Annotated in this window: 18 protein-coding genes and 1 tRNA gene; 13 read left to right on the top strand and 6 right to left on the bottom strand. The window is 44.8% G+C overall.

Annotated features, from left to right (window positions below; all coding sequences use genetic code 11):
• Positions 1 to 1,512 (bottom strand): Ppx/GppA phosphatase family protein, encoded by a 1,512-nt coding sequence (locus tag ACYX4N_RS18695; protein WP_474808990.1) that lies wholly within the window; start codon positions 1,510 to 1,512, stop codon positions 1 to 3.
• A gap of 36 nt (positions 1,513 to 1,548) precedes the next feature.
• On the bottom strand, positions 1,549 to 2,838 hold the full coding sequence (gene rhlB, locus ACYX4N_RS18690; protein WP_474853425.1) for an ATP-dependent RNA helicase RhlB: 1,290 nt from the start codon (positions 2,836 to 2,838) through the stop codon (positions 1,549 to 1,551).
• A 100-nt stretch (positions 2,839 to 2,938) separates the two neighbouring features.
• Here rhlB and trxA (ACYX4N_RS18685) point away from each other — a divergent pair, with 100 nt between their 5' ends.
• From trxA (ACYX4N_RS18685) to ACYX4N_RS18670, 4 genes are all read left to right on the top strand, one after another.
• A complete protein-coding gene (gene trxA / locus ACYX4N_RS18685; protein WP_118490421.1) occupies positions 2,939 to 3,265 on the top strand; it encodes a thioredoxin TrxA in 327 nt (108 codons plus the stop codon).
• A gap of 271 nt (positions 3,266 to 3,536) precedes the next feature.
• Positions 3,537 to 4,802, top strand: a complete 1,266-nt coding sequence (gene rho, locus ACYX4N_RS18680) for a transcription termination factor Rho (RefSeq protein ID WP_014948094.1) — start codon at positions 3,537 to 3,539, stop codon at positions 4,800 to 4,802.
• A 243-nt stretch (positions 4,803 to 5,045) separates the two neighbouring features.
• Entirely contained in the window at positions 5,046 to 6,341 is a 1,296-nt protein-coding gene (locus ACYX4N_RS18675) for an amidohydrolase (RefSeq protein WP_476055099.1), read from the top strand.
• Between the two features lie 22 nt (positions 6,342 to 6,363).
• Positions 6,364 to 9,180: a hybrid sensor histidine kinase/response regulator gene (locus ACYX4N_RS18670; protein ID WP_476055098.1), complete on the top strand. Its 2,817-nt coding sequence runs from the start codon at positions 6,364 to 6,366 to the stop codon at positions 9,178 to 9,180.
• On the opposite strand, the gene nhaA is transcribed toward ACYX4N_RS18670, so the two are convergent.
• Positions 9,142 to 10,416 carry a Na+/H+ antiporter NhaA gene (gene nhaA, locus ACYX4N_RS18665; RefSeq protein ID WP_474833957.1) on the bottom strand — a complete coding sequence of 425 codons (1,275 nt, stop codon included), beginning with the start codon at positions 10,414 to 10,416 and terminating at the stop codon, positions 9,142 to 9,144. The genes ACYX4N_RS18670 and nhaA overlap by 39 nt on opposite strands.
• Positions 10,417 to 10,692: 276 nt before the next feature.
• On the opposite strand from nhaA, the gene purE reads away from it, so the two are divergent.
• The 6 genes from purE to ACYX4N_RS18635 all read left to right on the top strand — a co-directional run bounded on the left by purE (position 10,693) and on the right by ACYX4N_RS18635 (position 15,085).
• Complete coding sequence (purE, locus tag ACYX4N_RS18660) at positions 10,693 to 11,187, top strand: 5-(carboxyamino)imidazole ribonucleotide mutase (RefSeq protein ID WP_269918229.1); 495 nt, start codon at positions 10,693 to 10,695, stop codon at positions 11,185 to 11,187.
• Entirely contained in the window at positions 11,184 to 12,320 is a 1,137-nt protein-coding gene (locus tag ACYX4N_RS18655) for a 5-(carboxyamino)imidazole ribonucleotide synthase (protein ID WP_476055097.1), read from the top strand. Before purE ends, ACYX4N_RS18655 begins: the two co-directional genes overlap by 4 nt.
• A 60-nt stretch (positions 12,321 to 12,380) precedes the next feature.
• Positions 12,381 to 12,456: transfer RNA gene (locus ACYX4N_RS18650), tRNA-Thr, on the top strand.
• A 66-nt stretch (positions 12,457 to 12,522) separates the two neighbouring features.
• Entirely contained in the window at positions 12,523 to 13,068 is a 546-nt protein-coding gene (locus ACYX4N_RS18645; protein ID WP_476055096.1) for a copper chaperone PCu(A)C, read from the top strand.
• Positions 13,069 to 13,254: 186 nt separating this feature from the next.
• Positions 13,255 to 13,728, top strand: a complete 474-nt coding sequence (locus ACYX4N_RS18640) for a Dps family protein (protein WP_136783517.1) — start codon at positions 13,255 to 13,257, stop codon at positions 13,726 to 13,728.
• Between the two features lie 187 nt (positions 13,729 to 13,915).
• Entirely contained in the window at positions 13,916 to 15,085 is a 1,170-nt protein-coding gene (locus ACYX4N_RS18635; RefSeq protein ID WP_476055095.1) for a PQQ-dependent sugar dehydrogenase, read from the top strand.
• Positions 15,086 to 15,168: 83 nt separating this feature from the next.
• On the opposite strand, the gene ACYX4N_RS18630 is transcribed toward ACYX4N_RS18635, so the two are convergent.
• Together ACYX4N_RS18630 and ACYX4N_RS18625 are read right to left on the bottom strand one after the other, a co-directional pair.
• On the bottom strand, positions 15,169 to 17,277 hold the full coding sequence (locus ACYX4N_RS18630) for a S9 family peptidase (RefSeq protein WP_476055094.1): 2,109 nt from the start codon (positions 17,275 to 17,277) through the stop codon (positions 15,169 to 15,171).
• A gap of 309 nt (positions 17,278 to 17,586) precedes the next feature.
• Positions 17,587 to 17,919: an Mpo1-like protein gene (locus ACYX4N_RS18625; RefSeq protein WP_476055093.1), complete on the bottom strand. Its 333-nt coding sequence runs from the start codon at positions 17,917 to 17,919 to the stop codon at positions 17,587 to 17,589.
• A 250-nt stretch (positions 17,920 to 18,169) separates the two neighbouring features.
• Between ACYX4N_RS18625 and trxA (ACYX4N_RS18620) the strand changes: the two genes are divergently transcribed.
• On the top strand, positions 18,170 to 19,039 hold the full coding sequence (trxA, locus tag ACYX4N_RS18620) for a thioredoxin (protein ID WP_476055092.1): 870 nt from the start codon (positions 18,170 to 18,172) through the stop codon (positions 19,037 to 19,039).
• Between the two features lie 58 nt (positions 19,040 to 19,097).
• Here the strand turns inward: trxA (ACYX4N_RS18620) and ACYX4N_RS18615 are convergent, their stop codons facing one another.
• Positions 19,098 to 19,517 carry a hypothetical protein gene (locus ACYX4N_RS18615; protein ID WP_474853440.1) on the bottom strand — a complete coding sequence of 140 codons (420 nt, stop codon included), beginning with the start codon at positions 19,515 to 19,517 and terminating at the stop codon, positions 19,098 to 19,100.
• A gap of 264 nt (positions 19,518 to 19,781) precedes the next feature.
• On the opposite strand from ACYX4N_RS18615, the gene ACYX4N_RS18610 reads away from it, so the two are divergent.
• The gene (locus ACYX4N_RS18610; protein ID WP_476055091.1) at positions 19,782 to 20,960 is read left to right on the top strand and encodes an aminotransferase class V-fold PLP-dependent enzyme; all 1,179 of its coding nucleotides are present in this window, start codon (positions 19,782 to 19,784) and stop codon (positions 20,958 to 20,960) included.
• Positions 20,961 to 21,105: 145 nt separating this feature from the next.
• Entirely contained in the window at positions 21,106 to 21,288 is a 183-nt protein-coding gene (locus ACYX4N_RS18605) for a DUF2065 domain-containing protein (protein ID WP_071816877.1), read from the top strand.
• The last annotated feature ends 51 nt before the right edge of the window (positions 21,289 to 21,339 follow it).

The following is a 21,339-nucleotide window of genomic DNA, read 5'->3' as shown; positions in this document are numbered from 1 at the left end:
TTACTTACACACAAGCTCGCACCCTGCTTTGTGCTGTAGCCAGCACTCGTTAGCTAACTCAGCATTAATTAAAGGGTGAGACTTTAACCAGTCTTCAGGGAAAGTAAGTGTCCACTTACTGTCATCACATTGTAGCGAAACTTCTGGAATATGTTTGTTTTGGCGGCGTAGACATAAAACTACCGCTATGCGTAATACGCGAAGCATGCCTTTTAGCATAGGGCGATAGTCTTCGTGGTACTTATCAAAAATGTCTGCATCAATCGTTAAACGATGCTGCGCAACAAGGTCGCGAATTGCTGATCGCTGCAAGCGCGTAAACCCCGGTAAATCAATATGACTTAAAATATATTCACCGTGTTCGTGATGGCGTTTATATTCAATATGAAGACCAATTTCATGCAATTGTGCAGCGGCCCCTAAAATAGTTTCCGTATCTAGATGGCAAATATTTTGTTGAGCACAAAGCTGATGGCATAAAGCTAACGCCACATGGCGAACAGAATTAGCGTGGTTTTTATCAACGTGATAACGCTGCTTTGCTTGGTTGAGCGTTTGTTGGCGTCTATCGTTTTCAGTAACGTTATCTAACATTCCGTAGATAAGCCCTTCGCGCAACGCCCCGCCGGAGATATTCATATGTTTGATATTCAGCGCTTCAAACAAGCTGATAAGAATCGCCAAGCCAGAAGGGAAAATAGCTTTTCTATTGTCTTCTAATCCGTCGATATCAAGGCTTTTAATATTGCCGCATTCGATACACTGTTTTTCCAAGTGATACAGATAGTCTAAGCGAATGGCATCGCTGATACCCTGTGCTACCAAAATCTCGGTAATCGCCTGCGGCGTCCCAGACGCACCTAAGCAATTCTCCCAGTCGAAACATAAAAAAGCGCTTGATACATCATCAATCAGTGCATGGGCCGCTTTTTTAGCATTTTCGAAGTTGTCTTCGGTTATGGTGCCGCCTGTAAAATAACGCTCCATAAAAGTCACACAGCCCATATCCAAACTTTTCAAATGAATAGGTTGCATGTCGTTACCGATAATAATTTCGGTGCTTGCACCGCCAATATCAATGACAAGGCTGTTACCTTGGTTAGCTGATGTATAGGCTACGCCTAGGTAAATTTGTCGCGCTTCTTCCTCGCCGCTTATCACATTGAGCTTGTGATTAAGGATCTCTTCAGCTTTGCGAATGAAAACATGAGCGTTGGTCGCAAGGCGTAGGGTAGCAGTAGCGACTATCTTAATATTGGATGAAGGGATATCTTGCAGGCGTTCCGAGAAAACTTGCAGGCATTGCCAGCCGCGCTCCATGCTTACATCATCAAGTGCTAAGTTATCGTCTAAGCCAGCGGCTAAACGAACTTTTTGCTTAATTTTCCCTATTATTTGCACGCTGCCGTTAACAACGTGCACAATCACCATATGAAAGCTGTTAGAGCCCAAGTCCACGGCGGCATAATACTCGCCGTAAGTTTGTGCGTCGTGCTGGAGTTCTGCCTGCATAAAATCTCGTTTCTTATTGACTACCCTTGCGCCTTATTATTGCGCTCTGCTGTTTCGGTTTTGAGGCTTACCTCGGCCTCTACCGTTACCACGGCGAGAAGAGTTGCGGTTGTTAGGCGTACGTCTTCTGCGTGGCTTAGGTGGCGTCACATCGTCAAGTAAGGCACTGCGGTCATAATCGGTAACCGGAATTGCCTTTTGAATGTATTGCTCGATAGCCGGTAAGTTCAGTGCGTATTTCTCACATGCAAAACTAATCGCAACGCCGCTTTGACCTGCGCGACCAGTACGACCAATTCGGTGCACATAGTCTTCCGCATCATCAGGAAGGTCATAGTTAAATACGTGAGTAACCGCGTCGATATGAAGACCTCGTGCTGCAACGTCAGTTGCAACCAGAATATCAAGGTTACCCTTGGTAAAGCCTTCCAATATCCCCAGGCGTTTTTTCTGCGGTACATCACCGCTTAGTAAGCCTACGCGATGTCCATCAGCGGTAAGCCAGTCAGTGACTTTTTCACAGCTATTTTTAGTGTTGGCAAAAACAATCGCTTTTTCTGGCCACTCTTCTTCAAGTAACGTAAGAAGAAGCAACATTTTGTCATCGTCAGACGGGTAAAATAACTCTTGTGAAACGCGAGTTGCCGTTGTTTGCTCTGGCGCTACCTGAACGTGGGTCGGGTTGTTCATGTGCTCGTAGGCAAGTTCTTGTACGCGATAGCTTAGCGTAGCTGAAAACAGCATGCTTAGGCGGTCGCTTGCCGGTGGCATACGGCGGAATAAAAAGCGAATATCTTTAATAAAGCCTAAATCGAACATGCGATCGGCTTCATCAAGCACGGCAACCTGAATATTATTCAGGGTGAACACATTCTGTTTGTAGTAATCAAGAATGCGTCCTGTCGTACCAATTATAATATCCACCCCTTCTTCCAAAGTTTCACGTTGACTTTGGTAACCTTCGCCCCCATAAATCAAACCAAGCGACAATCCAGTATGCTCACTAAGTAGTTTGGCGTCGTTATAGATTTGAACGGCGAGCTCTCTGGTCGGCGCCATAATAATTGCGCGAGGGCCATTTGATTTGCTGTTATCTGCATTTTCTGCTTTGCTTAGCAAATAGTGAAATGTAGCCACCAAAAAGGCAATGGTTTTACCTGTTCCCGTTTGAGCCTGCCCTGCAATGTCGTGACCTTCCAATAATGGAGGCAGTGCAAGTGCTTGAATTGGTGTACAATGTGAAAAATTAGCTGCCGTTAAGGCGTCAACAACCTTGCCGTTAATCGGCAGGTCGGAAAAATGAGTATCAGTTAAGTGAGTAGGCATAGCTTATAGCTTATCAGTGCTTGCATTAAAAAACAGTTTCTATATAACACTTATGGTCGGGCTGAGACAAATCAGCGACAGACCAATAATGGAGAAAAGAATGAGCGACAAAATTATCCAGTTATCTGACGATAAATTCGAAGCAGATGTTATCAATGCTGAAGGTCCTGTACTGGTTGACTTCTGGGCCGAATGGTGTGGCCCGTGTAAAATGATCGCACCAATCTTAGAAGAAGTTGCGACCGAGTTTGAAGGCAAGTTAACAGTTGGCAAGTTGAATGTCGATGAAAATAACGAAACTCCACCTAAATATGGTATTCGTGGTATTCCTACATTGCTACTTTTCAAAAATGGTAACGTTGCTGCTACTAAAGTTGGCGCGCTATCAAAAGCTCAATTAACAGAATTTCTAAACGAAAATCTGTAATTGAAACAAAATAAAAAACCGGTGCGAATAAAGCGCCGGTTTTTATTTGCATCACAGGTACTTACTAATTGTTTTAGAAAAGGGCATATCAATTTATTTAACATTTCGGTGGTAAAACGCTGGACGTTGATTAAATATAGTGCTAACTTTTCCTCAGCGCTCATCCGAGCAGCATTCTGCTTACGCCCACATCCGGGTGATATCAAATCTAAACTAGAACAGAGTGACTTTAAGTCCTGTAAGCGAAGTTCAAGCACAAAGACCCACCAGTATGAATTTAACTGAATTAAAGAACAAACCAATAAGCGAGTTGGTTAACCTGGCCGAGGAAATGGGCCTGGAAAACATGGCGCGCGCCAGAAAACAAGACATCATTTTCTCAATCCTAAAGACACACGCAAAAAGCGGTGAAGATATCTTTGGTGATGGGGTACTAGAAATTTTACAGGACGGTTTCGGCTTCTTACGCTCAGCTGACTCTTCGTATCTTGCAGGGCCGGACGATATCTATGTATCGCCAAGCCAAATCCGACGCTTCAACTTGCGTACAGGTGATACAATTGCTGGAAAAATTCGTCCACCAAAAGACAGTGAACGATATTTCGCTCTGCTTAAAATTCGCGAAGTTAACTTCGACAAGCCTGAAAATTCACGTAACAAAATCCTTTTCGAAAACCTTACACCGCTTCACGCAGCAGACCGCTTGCGTATGGAACGCGGCAACGGTTCAACGGAAGATATCACGGCTCGTGTACTCGATTTAGCATCGCCAATCGGTAAAGGTCAGCGTGGCCTTATCGTTGCACCACCTAAAGCCGGTAAAACCCTTCTTCTTCAAAACATTGCTCAGTCAATTGCTGCTAACCACCCAGATTGTGAGTTAATGGTATTGCTTATCGACGAGCGTCCAGAAGAAGTAACCGAGATGCACCGCCTTGTTCAGGGGGAAGTTGTTGCATCGACCTTTGATGAACCTGCAAGCCGTCACGTACAAGTGGCAGAAATGGTAATCGAAAAAGCGAAGCGTCTTGTAGAGCATAAAAAAGACGTGGTTATTTTGCTAGATTCGATTACTCGTCTTGCTCGCGCATACAACACGGTAATTCCTTCATCAGGTAAAGTACTTACCGGTGGTGTTGACGCAAACGCACTACATAAGCCTAAGCGCTTCTTCGGTGCTGCACGTAACGTTGAAGAAGGCGGAAGCTTAACCATTATCGCAACAGCGCTAATTGATACCGGCTCTAAGATGGATGAAGTTATCTACGAAGAGTTTAAAGGTACAGGTAACATGGAACTTCACCTTAACCGCAAGATTGCGGAAAAACGTGTATTCCCAGCTATCGACTTTAACCGCTCAGGTACCCGTCGTGAAGAGCTACTTACTGCGCAAGACGAACTACAGAAAATGTGGATCCTTCGCAAAATTGTTCACGAAATGTCTGAAATTGATGCCATGGACTTCCTTATCAGTAAGCTGTCGATGACCAAGACTAACGATGAGTTCTTTGACGCAATGCGTAGACAAAAGAGCTAATCGCGACTTAGCAATAAGTTGATATATACATTAAGGCGCCTCATGGCGCCTTTTTGTTTTCCAGGTTAGTTTGTTTCCCAAATTAGTCAGTGGCTTACCTTATACTTCCGTCTAATATTCACGGCTGGACGAATGGGGTATTTTCAAGTCCCTGCTAATTCTTTACTGCAATTGTAGAAGCATTGGTGTGTTCTCCTTTAAGATGATTTACTCTGTCTAAAAACATCAAAGGAAATAAAAGATATGAATCGGAAGTTGCTGTCACTTGTATTTGCTGGCCTAGCCTCTTTTACAGCTAGCGCTAACCCAATTAACGTCGATGAACTGGCTAACAAAGTAGAGCCAGACGTTATTAAATGGCGCCATCATTTTCATGAGTTTCCAGAACTGTCGAACCGCGAGTTCAAAACCGCTGAGTATGTGGCTGATTACCTCAAAAGCCTAGGCTTACAAGTTCAAACCGGTGTAGCTAAAACCGGGGTGGTAGCAATATTAGACTCTGGCAAGCCTGGCCCTGTTGTTGCCCTACGAGCAGATATGGATGGGCTTCCGGTCAAAGAGCAAAACGACCTAGCATATCGCTCTACGCAAGTAGGCGAATATAATGGTAAAAAAGTGCCAGTGATGCATGCCTGCGGTCACGATACGCATATGGCTATGCTAATGGGTGCCGCAAAAATCCTTACTGAAATAAAGGGTGAATTAAAGGGTAAAGTGAAATTTATCTTTCAGCCTGCAGAAGAGGGCGCCCCCGCTGGAGAAAAAGGCGGTGCTGAAGTTATGGTGGCAGAAGGCGTATTAAAGAATCCTGACGTCGACGCTATTTTTGGTTTGCATATTAATGCCAACACTGATGTGGGCAAAGTGCGCTATAACGCCGGTGGCACTATGGCCGCAGTAGATCCGTTCAAAATTGTTATTCACGGAAAGCAAGCGCATGGCGCTTATCCGTGGAAAAGCGTAGACCCAGTAGTTACTGCTGCGCAAATGATAATGTCTATTCAAACCATTGTAAGTCGAGAATTAAAACTGATTGACGATGCGGCAGTGGTATCGATTGGCTCAATCCACGGTGGTAATCGCTCTAACATCATTCCAAATGAAGTCGAAATGGTAGGCACTATCCGTACTCTTAACGAAGCCGCTCGCGATCACATTTACGAGTCACTTCCACGTAAAGTAAAAGCGATTGCAGAGAGTATGGGGGCAGAGGCAGAACTCACGTTACCACTAGATTACTATTACCCAATTACGTATAACGACCCAGAGCTTACAAAAGCCATGCTACCTACCATGCAGCGTACCGCTGGCGTCGAAAACACATTGCTTTCTAAGCCGGTAACCGGGGCTGAAGACTTTTCATTTTTCCAGGAGCAAGTTCCAGGTTTATACGTTTGGGTAGGCGGTAAACCGCTAGATGTATCAGAAGAAGACAGCCCTGCTCATCACACGCCAGAGTTCTACGTTGATGATGAGGGAATGAAGCTGGGTGTGAAGCTACTTACTAACTTTACTTTAGATTATATGGCGCAACACTAACACTGGCGGCTGGAGACATGTATTGAAAATTGGTAGTAATTCGTTTTCCATTTCATGGTCTCTGGCCTTCCAAGCATTAATTGTATGTGTGTTGGGTGCAAGTTTAAATGCCCTTTCTCCACCTTTTGACAGCACTGGAATAGCCGCATTTGGTATAGGAGCGGCAGTTTACGCCTCCCTTCGCTTTTCCCCCTTTATTTCAATTCCCATTGGACTTCTAATCAGTCTGCCACTTTGGCTAAACGAAGGCAGCATTGTTGGCAAAGAAAGTCTCACTCTTTTGCCAATAGTACTTAGCTTTTTCGGCTATGATAAATCGCTAAAGCAAGTGATTAAAGTAGGCGCAGGCTTCTGGTCTATCGTCTTTTTACCCATTTTGCTGTTAGAACACTCTCTGTTCGATGATGGCAACGTGAACATGGTGTTCTCTGGTGTTTTAGTTACTTGGGTCAGTGGTGTATTTGGTTTGATCATCGGCCATTTCGCGTACTTAGCTATTTATGGCCTGAAGCGGCAAACTTCGTACAAATCCAAGCGGGTCACGCTTCACTTTCTCTTCGGGTATTTTTTCTCTGGATGCTTTTTTGTTGCTTCTATGGCGGTGATATATCTGTCAGTCAGCTTGTTTCAGCATCAACAAGAGCGGCAAATTTACAGTTATATGGCCCAGCGAGTTAAAGTGCTGGAGTTCCAGCTTTCAAACTTTTTACGTCATCATCAAAATGCTATTACCGCTACAGCGAAAGTACTTTCTAATAGTGGTTCGGAAAAAAATGCCGAAAACATCGCAGCCAAAAATCTACAAATTGTGGCTTCTCATAACCCTGAGTTTTTAACCTTTCTGGTAGCCAATGAAGATGGTGATATTACGCATGCCTATCCACCAAGCATGTTGGAAAAAGCAAAGCGAAATGGGCGGCCCAATGTGTCTTATCGGCCTTATTTTTATGAAGTTATGCAAAGTGGCGTGCCATTTTTATCTAACGTTTTCCAAGGCCGTGGCTTTGGTAACGACCCAATTGTCGCGCTATCTGCGCCTATATTAGATAGCAATGGGGCGCCTAAAGGTATTGTAGAAGGGTCGTTATCTCTGAAGAGCTTTCATGCTATTGATAGCCTTAGTCTCGGTGGATTCTCGATGTTAATCGAAGATCAAAAGGGTGAGGTAATTTACGCCTCAGAGGCGTTAGCGTTAAAGCCGTTAACTAAAGCACCGTTTTATTCATGTGAGCCCAAATGTTCCATTGAAGTTGATGATGGTCCTCAAGGTAAGACGTGGCTTAGATTTACCAAGAACATTTCTTTTGCCAATTGGAAGGTTAGCTATTATTTCGACAAACGGCTTTTGATGGCATCAATGAGTAGTTATTTACTCAAAGATTTACTTTTATTGCTGGCTTTGTCTGCGTTCGGGACCTTTACAGGCTATGTAGTAGCGAAAATGGTAGGAGCACCCATTCGCCGTCTCGTTCGCTATATTGCAGACTTCGAACCTACACAGCAACAAGGAAAAAAAGCGCCGCAAAGAGCACTCCACATTCAAGAACTATCGTTACTAAGCGATGAGTTTATGCGCTTAGAAACCCGCTTGTCAGGTGCCTTTGATGAGCTTAAGAAAGCGAGAGAAATAGAGCAGGGGCTAAACGTAGAACTTAATGAGTTGAACCAGTCCTTGGAAAAGCGCATAGAGGAAAAGACTGAGCATTTAGCACAAGCGTTAAAAGAAGCTGAAGCTGCTAACGTTGCCAAAACGCAATTTCTCGCCAATATGAGTCACGAGATAAGAACGCCAATGAACGGTATCGTTGGTTCTTGCGAATTGATGTTAGACAACGACCTTCCTGAACATATCGCAGTGAGAGCAAAAACGATTTCTCGTTCAGCTACTAATTTATTGATTATTTTGGACAGTATTTTGGATTGGTCGAAAATTGAATCAGGCAAAATGCTCAGTGATATCCAGCGCTGTGACATTCGTGAATTGCTTGAAGCTTCCTGTGAACTTTATCGCCATACGGCGCAGGTTAAGGGATACGACATTGCGCTTCATATTAGTGACCATGTACCCCATGCCTTAAACATTGATGCTGGAAAAGTAGCTCAGGTTATTAATAACCTTCTTAGTAACGCGATTAAATTTACCAATGAAGGTCAAGTTTCGGTTGACGTTGATTACGCGCACCAAGGGCTTAAAGTTTCGATACGGGATAGCGGCATCGGTATCGCCCCTGAAAAAATACACCTTATCTTTGAAAAGTTTGAGCAAGCTGACACCTCAACCACCCGCCACTTTGGAGGAACCGGTCTAGGCTTGGCCATATCCAAAGGACTGGTTGAGTTGCTCGGCGGCGAACTCTACGTTGAAAGTGAATTGGGTAAGGGAACTAATTTTACCTTCCATATTCCGGCCACGACAAGTAATAGTGATAAGCAGGAGCAACGTAAGACCTCAGCAACACTCCCCAGCGGTCTTCGCGTACTTCTTGCAGAAGATAATGATATAAACGCTGACATCGTGATGGATATGCTTAAATCAGCGAACATCAAATGTATTCGAACTAAGAATGGCAGAGATGCCGTTCAGGCAGAGAAAAAACATGATTTCGATCTAGTTTTAATGGACTGTCAGATGCCCATAATGGATGGATTAGCTGCATCCACACTTATCCGCAACGAAGGTCGAAATAAAACTAAGATTAAAATTATAGCGCTAACGGCCAACGCATTTGTCGAAGATAAAAATGCCTGCTTAGAAGCAGGCATGAATGCGCATTTGAGTAAGCCTATACGCAAGCAAGTGCTATTTGACTGTATTGCCCGTGAGCTTGCTAGCGTTTGAGGCTACGTCAGTGTCATCACTCGGTGCATCACTTACCAAGCGCAATACAATGTAGCCCAAGCACGCAGACACGAGTGAGCCCGCTAAAATTCCGACCCGCTCATCAAAGATTTGATTAATGCCGGTTTGTTCAAAAGCAAGGCCTCCTATAAACAGACTCATAGTAAAACCAACGCCGCAAAGCAGTGCACAGCCATAAATATGCTTGAAGTTCAGGTCGTCAGGTAACTTTGCTAGTTTCAGCTTTACCATTAAATAGCAGAACCCAAATACGCCTATTTGTTTTCCCACAACCAAGCCAAGGAAAATACCAAAGGTTACAGGGTGAAAAATGCCTTCTGGGCTAATATTGCCGAAACTAATGCCTGCATTAGCAAAGGCAAACAAAGGCAAAATGGCAAAACTTACAGAACCATTTAAACCGTGCTCAAGTCGAGTTACTGGAGAGTATGACGGGTCTTTTTGATCTCGCATGGGAATAAAACTAGCCAGTACCACACCGGCTAACGTCGCGTGCACACCCGACTTCAGCATAGCTACCCATAAAATGAGGCCTACAAAAACATAGGCTGGAATATCCACCACATTTCGCTTGTTCATTTGCCACAACAACAGTAGGCAGCCAGCAGCAATGTACAGCGCACCTGCGGTAATGTGCTCGGTGTAGAACAAAGCAATAATTACAATAGCGCCAATGTCGTCGATGATGGCTAGCGTAACTAAAAACACTTTTAGGCTAGTAGGTACTCTACTACCAAGTAGCGCCAAAATACCCAACGCAAAGGCAATGTCTGTGGCAGCGGGAATGGCCCACCCTGCAATCGCCACTGGGTTATCCCAGTTTATACCTACATAGATTAATGCTGGCAGTGCCATACCGCCCACGGCACCAGCAGCAGGTAGAATAATATCTTTAGGGTTTGCTAGCTCACCTTCACAAACTTCCCGTTTAAGCTCTAGGCCTACGTGAAAGAAAAAGACTGCCATTAAGCCATCGTTAATCCATAGCAGCAATGGTTTATCAATAGCCCACGACCCAGCGGATATTTGGACTGGCATGCTGATTAAATGGTCGTAAAGGGTATCTAGTGGGGAATTGGCAATAATGAGTGCGAGTATTGTCGCTGCCATCAGCAAAATACCGGGAGCAGCCTCGCGGTTTAAGAAATCAGAGACCACGTCCTGCACTTCTTCTATGACTTCGTCAAGTACGTCGGGTTCATGCTTATCTGTCATCAATAACCTCTTGCGCCATTTAACTACTAACACCGCAAAGCTTATAACGTAGCGGTTGCTAATCCATGTTATACGGCAGTTTTTCTTCACAAATTAATTATAGTTAATACGGGTTATTAGGTTTAGATAGATCACCGGTCAAGGTAGAGTGCTTTTATTCGCTCGTACTCTATAGCACTATATTTCACGCCATTTACGGTGGGATTTTGAACGGTTTTAAGCTACAATCGCGGCCTTTCCAAGGTTGTCCATTTTACCTACTCCGAGGATCTCTAGATGGCAAAAGTCGCGATTGTAATGGGTTCAACTTCAGACTGGCCTACCATGCAGCAGGCCGCAAAAATGCTGAAGTCGTTTGGTGTTGAATTTGAAGCGAAGGTGGTGTCGGCACATCGTACACCTAACTTGCTAGTAGAGTTTGCTGAAGGCGCTGCCGATGAAGGTTTTAGCGCAATAATTGCTGGCGCGGGCGGCGCAGCACACTTGCCGGGAATGATTGCCGCACACACCCATCTGCCGGTGTTTGGTTGCCCGGTGAAATCAAAAGCGCTCAACGGGTTAGATTCATTGCTTTCTATTGTTCAAATGCCGAAAGGCGTAGCAGTAGGCACATTAGCCATTGGTGAAGCTGGTGCAGCAAATGCGGGTCTACTGGCGGCGCAAGTCGTAGCACTGCAAGACGAGAGCGTGCGCGAAGCCGTTATCGCTTTTAGAAAGTCTCAAACTGAGACCGTACTTGCTTCAAGCAACACATTGGAGCTAGATGAATGAGAGTAGTTGTTTACGGCGCAGGCCAACTTGCTCAAATGATGTACCTAGCGGGAAGCCCGTTAGGTATTGAGGTTCAAGCTGTGGACGTAAACAACGATACCGTTGTACATCCAGTTAGCAAAACCCCACTCGATACACCACTAGCGCAAGCGCTAGAAGATGCCGATGCATTAACGGTAGAGTTTGAGCATGTACCTGAAAGATTGCTGGAAGAAGCGGCTAAAACTAACAAGTTGATGCCGAATATCGACAGTATTCTAGTTGGTGCCGACCGCGTACGCGAGAAAAAGCTTCTCGAAAGCATGCAGGTGGCTAATTGCGAACACCAGATAGTGACCGACCTTGCTCAGTTAGATGATTGCGTAAAACAGCTTGGTAGCAAACTTATTCTCAAAGCGAGCCGCGATGGCTACGACGGTTACGGACAGTGGCGTTTAAGTGATGAAGCTGATTTGCCAGCGCTAAGAAGCTCGCTACAAGGCTTGGACTTAGAAAACGTGCCATTAGTGGTAGAAAAAATGGTGGCATTCGATAGAGAGCTGTCTTTAATCGGTGTACGCAATGCTAATGGCGACGTCAGAACCTATCCACTTGCTGAAAATCTGCATCACCAAGGTCAGCTCCATGTGTCGGTCGCGCCTGCGACTCGTGTAGATGACGCTCTTCAGGCTCAAGCTCACGATATTTTCGTGAAACTAGCTGAGGGTATGGACTACGTAGGCGTGCTGGCAGTGGAGTTATTCCAAGTTGGCGATAAACTGCTTGTCAATGAACTTGCGCCGCGTGTACATAACTCTGGGCATTGGAGCCAGTCAGGCGCTGTCACCAGTCAATTTGAGAACCACTTGCGTGCCGTTTGCGGCTTGCCTCTTGGCGATACGTCAGCCATAGGGCCAAGCGCTATGGTTAACATCATTGGATGCAGCAGCTTTTCTCGAGACCTGCTAAGTATTGATGGAAGTCACCTGCATTGGTACGGAAAGTCTGTGCGTGAAAAACGCAAAATGGGGCACATTAATGTCACCACTAATAGTTATGAGAGTTTAGGTGAAAAGCTCATGGCATTGAGCAAATATTTACCACTTGAGTACTTCCCGAAATTAGTTGGTGAAGCAACGCGATTAAAAGGTTGACACCCACGCGTTTATCGCTAGAATACGCATCCGCTGTCTAGGCAGCGGTTTTTAAAGTGTGCCGACTTAGCTCAGTTGGTAGAGCAACTGACTTGTAATCAGTAGGTCGCCAGTTCGATTCCGGCAGTCGGCACCATTTCTCTTTTTTCCTATGCCAAACTTACGTACACTTGCTTACGAATACTCATTCGGAGCAGACTGTATGTCACTTTTTTCCAAATCACTTAAACCGTTAGTTATCGTTACTGGCTTATTTTCTTTAAGCTTGTCTGGGACTATTTCTGCCCATGGCAATGATCATAATAACCACCACAAGCCAAAAGAGCAGCATAAGCACATCAGTAAGCAAACTGACGTTATGGTGATGAATGGTTACGCCAGAGCAACCTTTGCCTTGGCAAAAACCGGCGCAGTGTACTTTACTCTACATAATCAAAGTAAAAACGACAAAACGCTGATATCTGTTTCAGTACCCCAAGATATAGCAAGTGAAGCGCAAATTCACACAACGGTGATGCAAGAAGACGTCATGAAAATGCGTGAGCTAACTGAAGGCGTCAAAGTAGAAGCGGGCGAGATGGTCGCTTTTGAACCAGGTGGCCGTCACATCATGTTGATGGGACTGACTAAGAGATTGGAAGAGGGCAGAGAAGTAGTGCTAACCCTCACATTTAGCGATGCAAGCGAGCTGAAGGTTTCGCTACCGGTTAAAAAAGAAGCGGGCGAAGGTCACCATCACCACCATTAATAGAGTAGCTGAGGCAGAATGTATAAAGTCATCGATTAATGCGATGAATGCAATCAACTAAACCGTTAATCTAAATCAAAATTTCTGTAGTACTATTAACTTATATTATTTAAACCAAGATTTTTCAGCGCCGATGAATGGACTGAAGGTAAATCTAAAAAGGGTTTTAACGTTAAGGAGTGTGACATGAGCAAGATTGATATTGGTATTTCTGAGAGCGATCGTAACGCAGTAGCAGAAGGCCTTAAAAAGCTATTGGCCGATTCTTACACTTTGTACCTTCAAACGCATAACTTTCACTGGAATGTAGAAGGACCGCAGTTCCGTGAACTGCATCTTATGTTTGAAGAGCATTACACCGAGCTTGCAGAAGCGGTAGACGAAATCGCAGAGCGTATCCGTACTTTAGGTGTTTCAGCACCGGGCACATATAAATCGTTCGCTGAGCTTAGCTCAATTGAAGAAGTTGAAGGTGTGCCTGAGGCCACTGAAATGGTTCGCTTACTGACTCATGGTCATGAGCAAGTAGTGAAAACGTGTCGCGAATCATTAAAGCTAGCGCAAGATGCTGACGATGAATCATCTGCAGCGCTAATTGGCGATCGTATGCGCGTTCACGAAAAAACTGCTTGGATGCTTCGCGCAACGCTTCCAAAATAAATACTGCGCCGTGGTGAAGGGGGTTAGTTTCGTTTAGTCGGCAAGCCAACTTTATCGCATTAGCGAGTAGAACTATCACAAAGGGTACAGCGGCGCTGTACCCTTTTTTGTATACTGCTATAACTTAAAAAATAAAAGAAGAAGTCTGTGCCACCAAACACAGCTTCTGTAAAAGAGGCTTCTAACGATGAAACCAGCAGTTATTTCCAAACCTGTAAGCATACTAGCGCGTTCAGTAGTATGTGCGATGGCGCTAGCAGTAAGTCAATTTGCCCTAGCTCATGGCGACCACAAGCATGACGAAGACCATGAAATCACCGACAGCGATATAACCGTAACCACGTTTGCTGAAGGTTTAGTACATCCATGGGGCATGGTGTTTTTACCTGATGGCGACTTGCTGGTAACCGAACGAGCGGGTGGTATCCAACGTTTGTCTAAAGACGGTAAATTGTCAGGGCGCCTAAATAACGTACCAGAAGTGGTCGCGCAGAACCAAGGTGGTATGTTAGACATTACCATCGACCCAGACTTTGCCAGCAACAACACGATTTATTTCTGTTACAGCAAAGCGAGTGAGACAGAAGGCAAACCTGGCAGTAGCAGTAGTGTTGCAAAAGCCACGCTTACTGATTCGGGCCTTGAAAATGTTGAAGTTATCTTTAGTGCCGACTCTATTGTCGATAACGGCTTTCACTTTGGCTGTCGCTTAGCATTCGATGCTAAAAAGCACTTATACGTCACCATGGGCGACCGCTATAAGTATATGAAAGAAGCGCAGAACACCGATAACCATTTTGGTAAAATTGTGCGTATTAACCGTGACGGCAGCGCAGTAGAAGATAACCCTTTTACCGATGGCAATGCCCCCGAAATATTCAGCTATGGTCACCGCAACGTGCAAGGCGTCACTATTCACCCTGAAACTGGCGTAGTCTGGGCAATGGAACACGGCCCCAAAGGCGGTGATGAAATTAATATCCTAGAGCGCGGTGCGAACTACGGTTGGCCAGAGATTACTTATGGCGTTGATTACAGCGGCGATATTATCAGCGATAAAACTCATATGGATGGTATGAAGCAGCCTTGGTTGTACTGGAACCCGTCCATTGCACCAAGCGGCCTAACCTTCTATCAAGGCGACATGTTTAAAGAGTGGAACGGCGATATATTAGTGGGTTCTTTAAAATTTACCCACCTTCGCCGTATCAAGGTAGAAGATGGAAAGCCTAGTGAGCAGTTTGAATATGTTCGCGACAATCACGACCGCATCCGCGACGTAGAAGTGGGGCCAGATGGTGCCATTTACTTACTGACCGACGCCCCTAATGGCAAAGTAGTGAAGCTGACCAAATAAGGTCGATGATAAAAAAGGTAGGCGCCATTTCATTCACTGAAGGGCGCCTTTTTTCTTAAAAAGAACTGTGGGTTTAAAACGATTTATTCGCTGTCGTTGTCTTTCTTGTAGCGTTCAAACCACGCCAAAATATTCCCCACTTTTTGAATTAATCGCGAAGGGCGGCTTGCTATACCGTGTGACGCGCCTGGAATTCGTACCATAGCCGCATCCACACCTTGCAGTTTCAACGCTTGATAGTATTGCTCGGTCTCACTGATGGGAGTGCGGTGATCGGCTTCGCCCGTTAGCAGCATGGTTGGCGTAACCACGTTGCCCACTAAGCTCAAAGGACTGCGTTGCCAGAGTTTATCGGCAATATTCCACGGCATATCAGCCATCCAATATTGGCTAAAATAAGGATACGCATCGGCGGTCAAGGAAAAGCTCATCCAATTAATAACCGGCTTTGCCACAACGGCTGCACTAAAGCGATCAGTTTTACCAATGGACCAGGCGGTAAGTGTACCGCCGCCTGAGCCGCCAGTAATAAACAAATTCTCTGAATCTACATAGCCTTGCTTAACAACCGCATCTACCACGTCCATCAAGTCGTTGTAGTCTTCTGACGGATAGTTATGGTGGATCAAATTACCAAAGTCTTCACCGTAAGAGCTACTGCCCCTTGGGTTAGCCCATACCACGACATAACCTTGCGCGGCCATTAGCTGAATTTCCATAGCAAAATGAGGGCCGTAGGCAGCATGAGGACCGCCGTGAATTTCTAGTATCAGCGGGTATTTTTTGCTGCTATCGAATCCTGGGGGCAATGCAATCCATGCGTCGATAGGTAGCTCATCAACACTTGATACTACAGAAAGGTCTTGCACCTCTGCCAAGGTCTTATGGCCAAGTGCGTCGTTATTTAAATCGGTAAGCTGTGTGCCGTCTTTACCTTTTCTGTAAAGCGCCAAGTCACCAGGCATGGTGCGGCTGGCAGTGGTATAAACGATGTCACCTTTGTCACTAACTGCAAAGTCACCCGACGTGTAAGGGCGACCAAACGCTTGACCACCTATGCTAACGTCGATAGTTTTTACATCACCTTTAAGGTTCACCGCAGCAAGTTTAGTTTCGCCATGATCAAGGTAAGAGAAAACTAATCCGCGACTGTCTTTACGCCACGTGAACTTTCCTATGCTTCTATCTAGCGATGTGGTTAAGCGGGTAATATCACCACTTTTAAGCTCAAGTACAACGAGGTCACCATTCTGATATGAAAGCTTTCTGTCGTTGAGCTGAGTAAACGCAAGGTATTTTCCGTCGGGACTCAAGGTTGGCCTGCCTTCAGGGCCTTCGATATCGGTAACTTGTTCAACTGTCGCTGTGTTCACATTCACTTTGTAGATATTGCTAAATAAAGGATGCAGCGCGTAGTCTTCTCGTTGTGGTGTGGAGAAATAAATCCAGTCATTCTCTTTAGAGAAAGAAAGGGTGCCGCCGCTCGGAAATTTCCCCGTTGTTAACTGTCGCGGCGTGCCGCCTTCTACAGGCAGAATAAAAATCTGCTCGAAGCCTTCACGCAGGTAGCCTCTGCCGTCACCTCTATACTGCACCGCATCAATATACGTGCCTTGTTCAGCCCACTTCGCTCCTTTAGGCTTGCTCGGCATGCCGGTAAACAATGGCTTTTGCTTTTCTTCGGTAAACTGGGTGAAGGCTAAGGTTTTGCTGTCATGAGACCAGGTTAACTGGCGAGGTGTCTCGCTGGTATTGGTTAAACGCACAGACTGCATGGTATCTAAGTAATAAAGGTGGATTTGTGCGCGGCCGTTGACCGATTTTGTATACGCCACCATTTTACCGTTGGGCGACAAAGTCGCCTGTGACAAGTTCTCGTCTACTCCAATAAACGGGCGGTGTTCACCGGATTTAATGTTTACCTGCCACAATCGGCTTTGTCTTCCGTCAGTCATGATATCCATGCTTTGACGAGAATAAATAACCGTTTCCTTATCGAGGAATTGAGGGTTAGTGACAAACTCTAAGTTAAAGGTATCTTCATACGTTAGCGCATTTACGCTACCTGAATCAGAGTCAGAGTTTTGCAATGCACTAGCTTGGCTCATGCCTAAAACCAACAGTGATAACGCTGTCGAGGTAGCTAATAAACCTTGTTGTATAGGGCGAAGGGGGAAACGAGACACAAACATGTTTGTTCCTTTTGTTATTCTTTTTGCGCTATGCGCGATAGGCGGCGTTTTTCAAGATAATGTGTTCGCAGTCGTACTCTTAACGTTAACGCTAGGGTTAATTGAGTAAACTGAGAACCTTATTCTCAACCTTATCGCTTTCGTTTCCATTATGTAAAGGGTGTGCGGTGAAGGGGGGGGATTGTCCGTTAAAAATGCGAATTGCTGCATATATGGCAGCATATTATGCAATGTATAACAACGGGGGCGCTAACAGCGGGCGTTATCGTTATTACCGCACGGGTAGCCCTTGTGTAACTTTCATGAGCCTTATTCGCCTTTAAGACTAATTTTGCCCACCAGAATATCTTTAAACATGACCCAATCACCCATCAAACTATAAAGGGGGTGTTTAAATGTAGCGGGACGATTTTTCTCAAAAAAGAAATGTCCTACCCACGCAAAGCCGTAACCTACTAGCGGTATAAACCACAGTAGCGACCAGCTCGCCATATATATTGCCAGCGCTATAACGCTAAGTACTAGCCAAGAGCCGATAAAATGAAGCGTGCGGCATGTGCCGTCTTTATGCTCATTTAAATAAAATGGGTAAAACTCTTTGAACGAAGCAAACTGAGTGTCTGTGCTGGTTTGTATAGTCATAAAACCTTCTTAGCCAAATCTTATAGAAATTAGGTGGCTTAATAATAAAGTATCTCAACAGAGAAATTTTACACCACATTAACATTCCTTGAAGGTAGAGATTGTCGTGAAAGCGACAAAGGCGAAATGACCGCTTTTACAAAAAAAGTATCTCGCTCATCCTAAAGCTAAAGATAACTCCCCTTAGCCTTGTAATTTTACAGCGCCTGCCCCATATTCCTCTCAATACAAGAAATTAAAGGCCTGCGTTATGGAAAATCTCGTTGCAAATAGCCAAGCAACCATCGTGGATATTACGGTAGAAAACTTTCAGCAAATTATTGTAGAAGCATCACAAGAAAAACTGGTGCTTATCGATTTCTGGGCTGACTGGTGCGAACCTTGTAAAGACCTAATGCCCATACTAGAAAAGCTGGCAGGTGAATACAGCCAGCATTTGATTTTGGCCAAAGTAGACTGCGAAGCACAGCAAGAAGTGGCTGCTCAGTTTGGTATTAGAAGCCTACCAACGGTAATGGTGGTGCAAAATGGTCAGCCCGTCGATGGCTTTGCAGGTGTACAACCTGAGCAGCAAATTCGTGAAATGCTGGATAAATATTTGCCAAACCCAGAAGATGATCTACTTGCCACTGCAGGCAAGGCGATCCAACAAGGGGATTACGCAGAAGCACTGCCAGCGGCAAAAGAAGCCTTAACGCTTAACTCTGATAACGTAAACGCGAAGTATATGCTTATTGATTGCTACGTTGAGACGGGCTCTATCGATGCAGCTAAAGCTTTGCTTGAAGAGATTAAGCTGGTAGATCAAGACTCTCGCTATAAGAGTTTGGCGGGCAAAATTGAACTTGCAGAACAAGCGGCGGATACGCCTGAAATACGCCAGCTTCAAGCGGCAGTAGAGGCGAACCCTGATGACCTGCAGCTTAAGGTTGACCTAGCTGTACAGTTGCAGCAAGCGAACAAAGCACAAGATGCACTAGAGCTTCTTTATACTGTATTAAAGAAAGAACTTGGCTTTGGCGATGCCAGAAAGTTAATGATGGATATGATGAACGCACTCGCTGACGGCGATCCGCTTAAGTCAGAGTATCGTCGTAAAGTCTATAGCTTGTTGTACTAAGACTATTCGGGTTTTAGCGTTCACCGTAACGCTAAAACCATCGCCTTGGGCTAGAAAACTAGCAAATAGGTGAAAACCCTTCTTTATGCAGCCAGTTAAGTGCCTCGAAGTATTTTTCAAAATACTCCCGTTCATAGTTGCTCGTTTCAAAATCACGTTGGTTTGATGGATGGGTGCGTTCCAGCTGAGCACGCTTGACCATTCCGCTATCTAGCACATACGCTGAGCGACTAAGCCCTTTCGAAATATTCACCTTTATTGCATCTGCTAAACGGGTCTGACATTCCGGCGTAGATAATACCCAACGGCGTCCGTCCATTAAGGCTGCCCAAGGCTTATTGTCGAACCTATCAATAAGCGCATGCATTTCCTCTATAAAAAATTCTGTTGTTTTAAGGTTCCACGCTCCGGTAGCAAACACTTCAAGAACGTTACCTGAGACATCCAATGAATAATTTCCGTATTTAGGGAAACGCATAAAGTACCTTTAATGTGTGTCTGCGTGGAACAGATGGAGCTTGCTAACTAGACTTACAAAACCAGCTCACCTCTATAGGGTATAGCAGAGTTTTTTAGTTTTGCAGTGGGCGTATGTATATAAGAAATAACATTAAGCGCAACGATTTGGGCAAAACTATTTACACCTATTTTGTAAATAAATGTTTTGCTGTAGGCGCAGGTTCATGCGAAGTATGCTGAAGTTTGATAGGGTTTAAGCGGTTTTTATTTTAGGCAATAAAGCATGGCATATCAGCAGTTTTATACAGGATTTCTCAACGCTAACAAAGGTAAACAGCATTATGCGTGTCACAGCCATTATTTTTGGCCAGACTGTACGCGCGAGGCAATGCTTGATTATTGGGATGACAGCGCTAAATACGTAGACGAAAAGTGGGGGTATTTTTTCCAAACTTTAGTACCGGAACTGCAGCAGCGTATTAGCAAAATACTGAATACTGGCGCGCCTCAGCAAATCGTTTTTGCGCCAAATACTCATGAATTGCTTTATCGTATTATGAGCTGCATAGATAATGTTGCCCCTTATAAAGTGGTGTCGACAGACAGCGAGTTTCACAGTTTTCAGCGCCAAGCGAGTAGACTAGAAGAACAGGGGGCAATAGAACTAATTACCGTACCTACCAAGCCTTATCATACTTTTGCTTCACGCTTTAAGGCGGCTATTGCTGAACACAATCCTGAGCTAGTTTTCTTTAGTCAGGTCTTTTTCAATTCTGGTTATGTGGTAAACGACGTTTCAGATATTGTATATAGTGTGACTAACGACAGTACCCTCGTAGTAGTTGATGGCTACCACGGCTTTATGGCAAAGCCTACTGACCTTGCCGATATTGCTCATCGTATTTTTTATCTTTCAGGTAGTTACAAATACGCACAGGCGGGAGAGGGGGCGTGCTTTGCTCACGTACCGTTGGGCTGTAAGCTAAGACCCACGTATACCGGCTGGTTTGCCGAATTTGGCGAGTTAGACAAACCCCGCGAGACGGGCGGTAAAAATGACGTTCAATATAGTTTAGATGGTATGCGCTTTGCCGGTGCCACTATGGATTTTACGGCGCTCTACAGGTTAAGAGCTGTACTTCGCATGTTTGAAGAAAATAGTTTAGATGTTGCCGCGATAAATGATTACGTAATGCGCATGCAGCGAACATTTTTAAAAAAGCTTGCTGGTTGCAATCATCCGTTACTCAATGAAAAGCACTTAGCCGTTAACAATGAAATGAATCGGGGGCATTTCCTTACCTTTGAATTAGATAATGCGGATGTGACAAAAGCCCTTGCTTCAAAGCTTAAAGCACATCATATTCTTACTGACTTCAGAGGTAACCGGTTACGCTTTGGTTTTGGCCTATACCATACACCCGAATACATTGATTTAGGTGCGCTTTCGGAAATACCTTAAAAGGTGTTAGTTCGTTACAGGAAAGGCGGCACACAATGTCGCGAAAAATGTGGCGAACTCATTAACAGCACACTTATCAACGACATGCCCATTAAAAGCATGCTCTTTAAGATCACAGTACTTTCACGGCTTTAAGGATAAATTTATGGAGTGGCTATTACCCGCTTTCGCTTTGGTACTTATAATTGAGGGAATAGGACCGCTGCTTTTTCCGAATAAATGGCGTAATTATTTGCTTCAAATTAGTCAGCAACCGAGTAACCAATTGCGTCAAATTGGCGGTACCCTTGTGATAATTGGCGCGCTACTGCTTTTTTATTTCAGTTAATGTTGGAAGAAGCTTTTTTCTGAGCTGCGCAGTTCAAGGTTGACCGCCTGT

This window comes from Alteromonas sp. ABH4_452 (assembly GCF_056311825.1).
This window is presented reverse-complemented; position numbering and strand designations above follow the sequence as displayed.

Bases quoted from the DNA above. Each gene is read 5' to 3' on its own strand.
- ACYX4N_RS18695 (WP_474808990.1), bottom strand. From the start codon at position 1,512: ATGCAGGCAGAACTCCAGCACGACGCACAAACTTACGGCGAGTATTAT.
- rhlB (WP_474853425.1), bottom strand. From the start codon at position 2,838: ATGCCTACTCACTTAACTGATACTCATTTTTCCGACCTGCCGATTAAC.
- trxA (WP_118490421.1), top strand. From the start codon at position 2,939: ATGAGCGACAAAATTATCCAGTTATCTGACGATAAATTCGAAGCAGAT.
- rho (WP_014948094.1), top strand. From the start codon at position 3,537: ATGAATTTAACTGAATTAAAGAACAAACCAATAAGCGAGTTGGTTAAC.
- ACYX4N_RS18675 (WP_476055099.1), top strand. From the start codon at position 5,046: ATGAATCGGAAGTTGCTGTCACTTGTATTTGCTGGCCTAGCCTCTTTT.
- nhaA (WP_474833957.1), bottom strand. From the start codon at position 10,416: ATGACAGATAAGCATGAACCCGACGTACTTGACGAAGTCATAGAAGAA.
- purE (WP_269918229.1), top strand. From the start codon at position 10,693: ATGGCAAAAGTCGCGATTGTAATGGGTTCAACTTCAGACTGGCCTACC.
- ACYX4N_RS18655 (WP_476055097.1), top strand. From the start codon at position 11,184: ATGAGAGTAGTTGTTTACGGCGCAGGCCAACTTGCTCAAATGATGTAC.
- ACYX4N_RS18645 (WP_476055096.1), top strand. From the start codon at position 12,523: ATGTCACTTTTTTCCAAATCACTTAAACCGTTAGTTATCGTTACTGGC.
- ACYX4N_RS18640 (WP_136783517.1), top strand. From the start codon at position 13,255: ATGAGCAAGATTGATATTGGTATTTCTGAGAGCGATCGTAACGCAGTA.
- ACYX4N_RS18635 (WP_476055095.1), top strand. From the start codon at position 13,916: ATGAAACCAGCAGTTATTTCCAAACCTGTAAGCATACTAGCGCGTTCA.
- ACYX4N_RS18630 (WP_476055094.1), bottom strand. From the start codon at position 17,277: ATGTTTGTGTCTCGTTTCCCCCTTCGCCCTATACAACAAGGTTTATTA.
- ACYX4N_RS18625 (WP_476055093.1), bottom strand. From the start codon at position 17,919: ATGACTATACAAACCAGCACAGACACTCAGTTTGCTTCGTTCAAAGAG.
- trxA (WP_476055092.1), top strand. From the start codon at position 18,170: ATGGAAAATCTCGTTGCAAATAGCCAAGCAACCATCGTGGATATTACG.
- ACYX4N_RS18615 (WP_474853440.1), bottom strand. From the start codon at position 19,517: ATGCGTTTCCCTAAATACGGAAATTATTCATTGGATGTCTCAGGTAAC.
- ACYX4N_RS18610 (WP_476055091.1), top strand. From the start codon at position 19,782: ATGGCATATCAGCAGTTTTATACAGGATTTCTCAACGCTAACAAAGGT.
- ACYX4N_RS18605 (WP_071816877.1), top strand. From the start codon at position 21,106: ATGGAGTGGCTATTACCCGCTTTCGCTTTGGTACTTATAATTGAGGGA.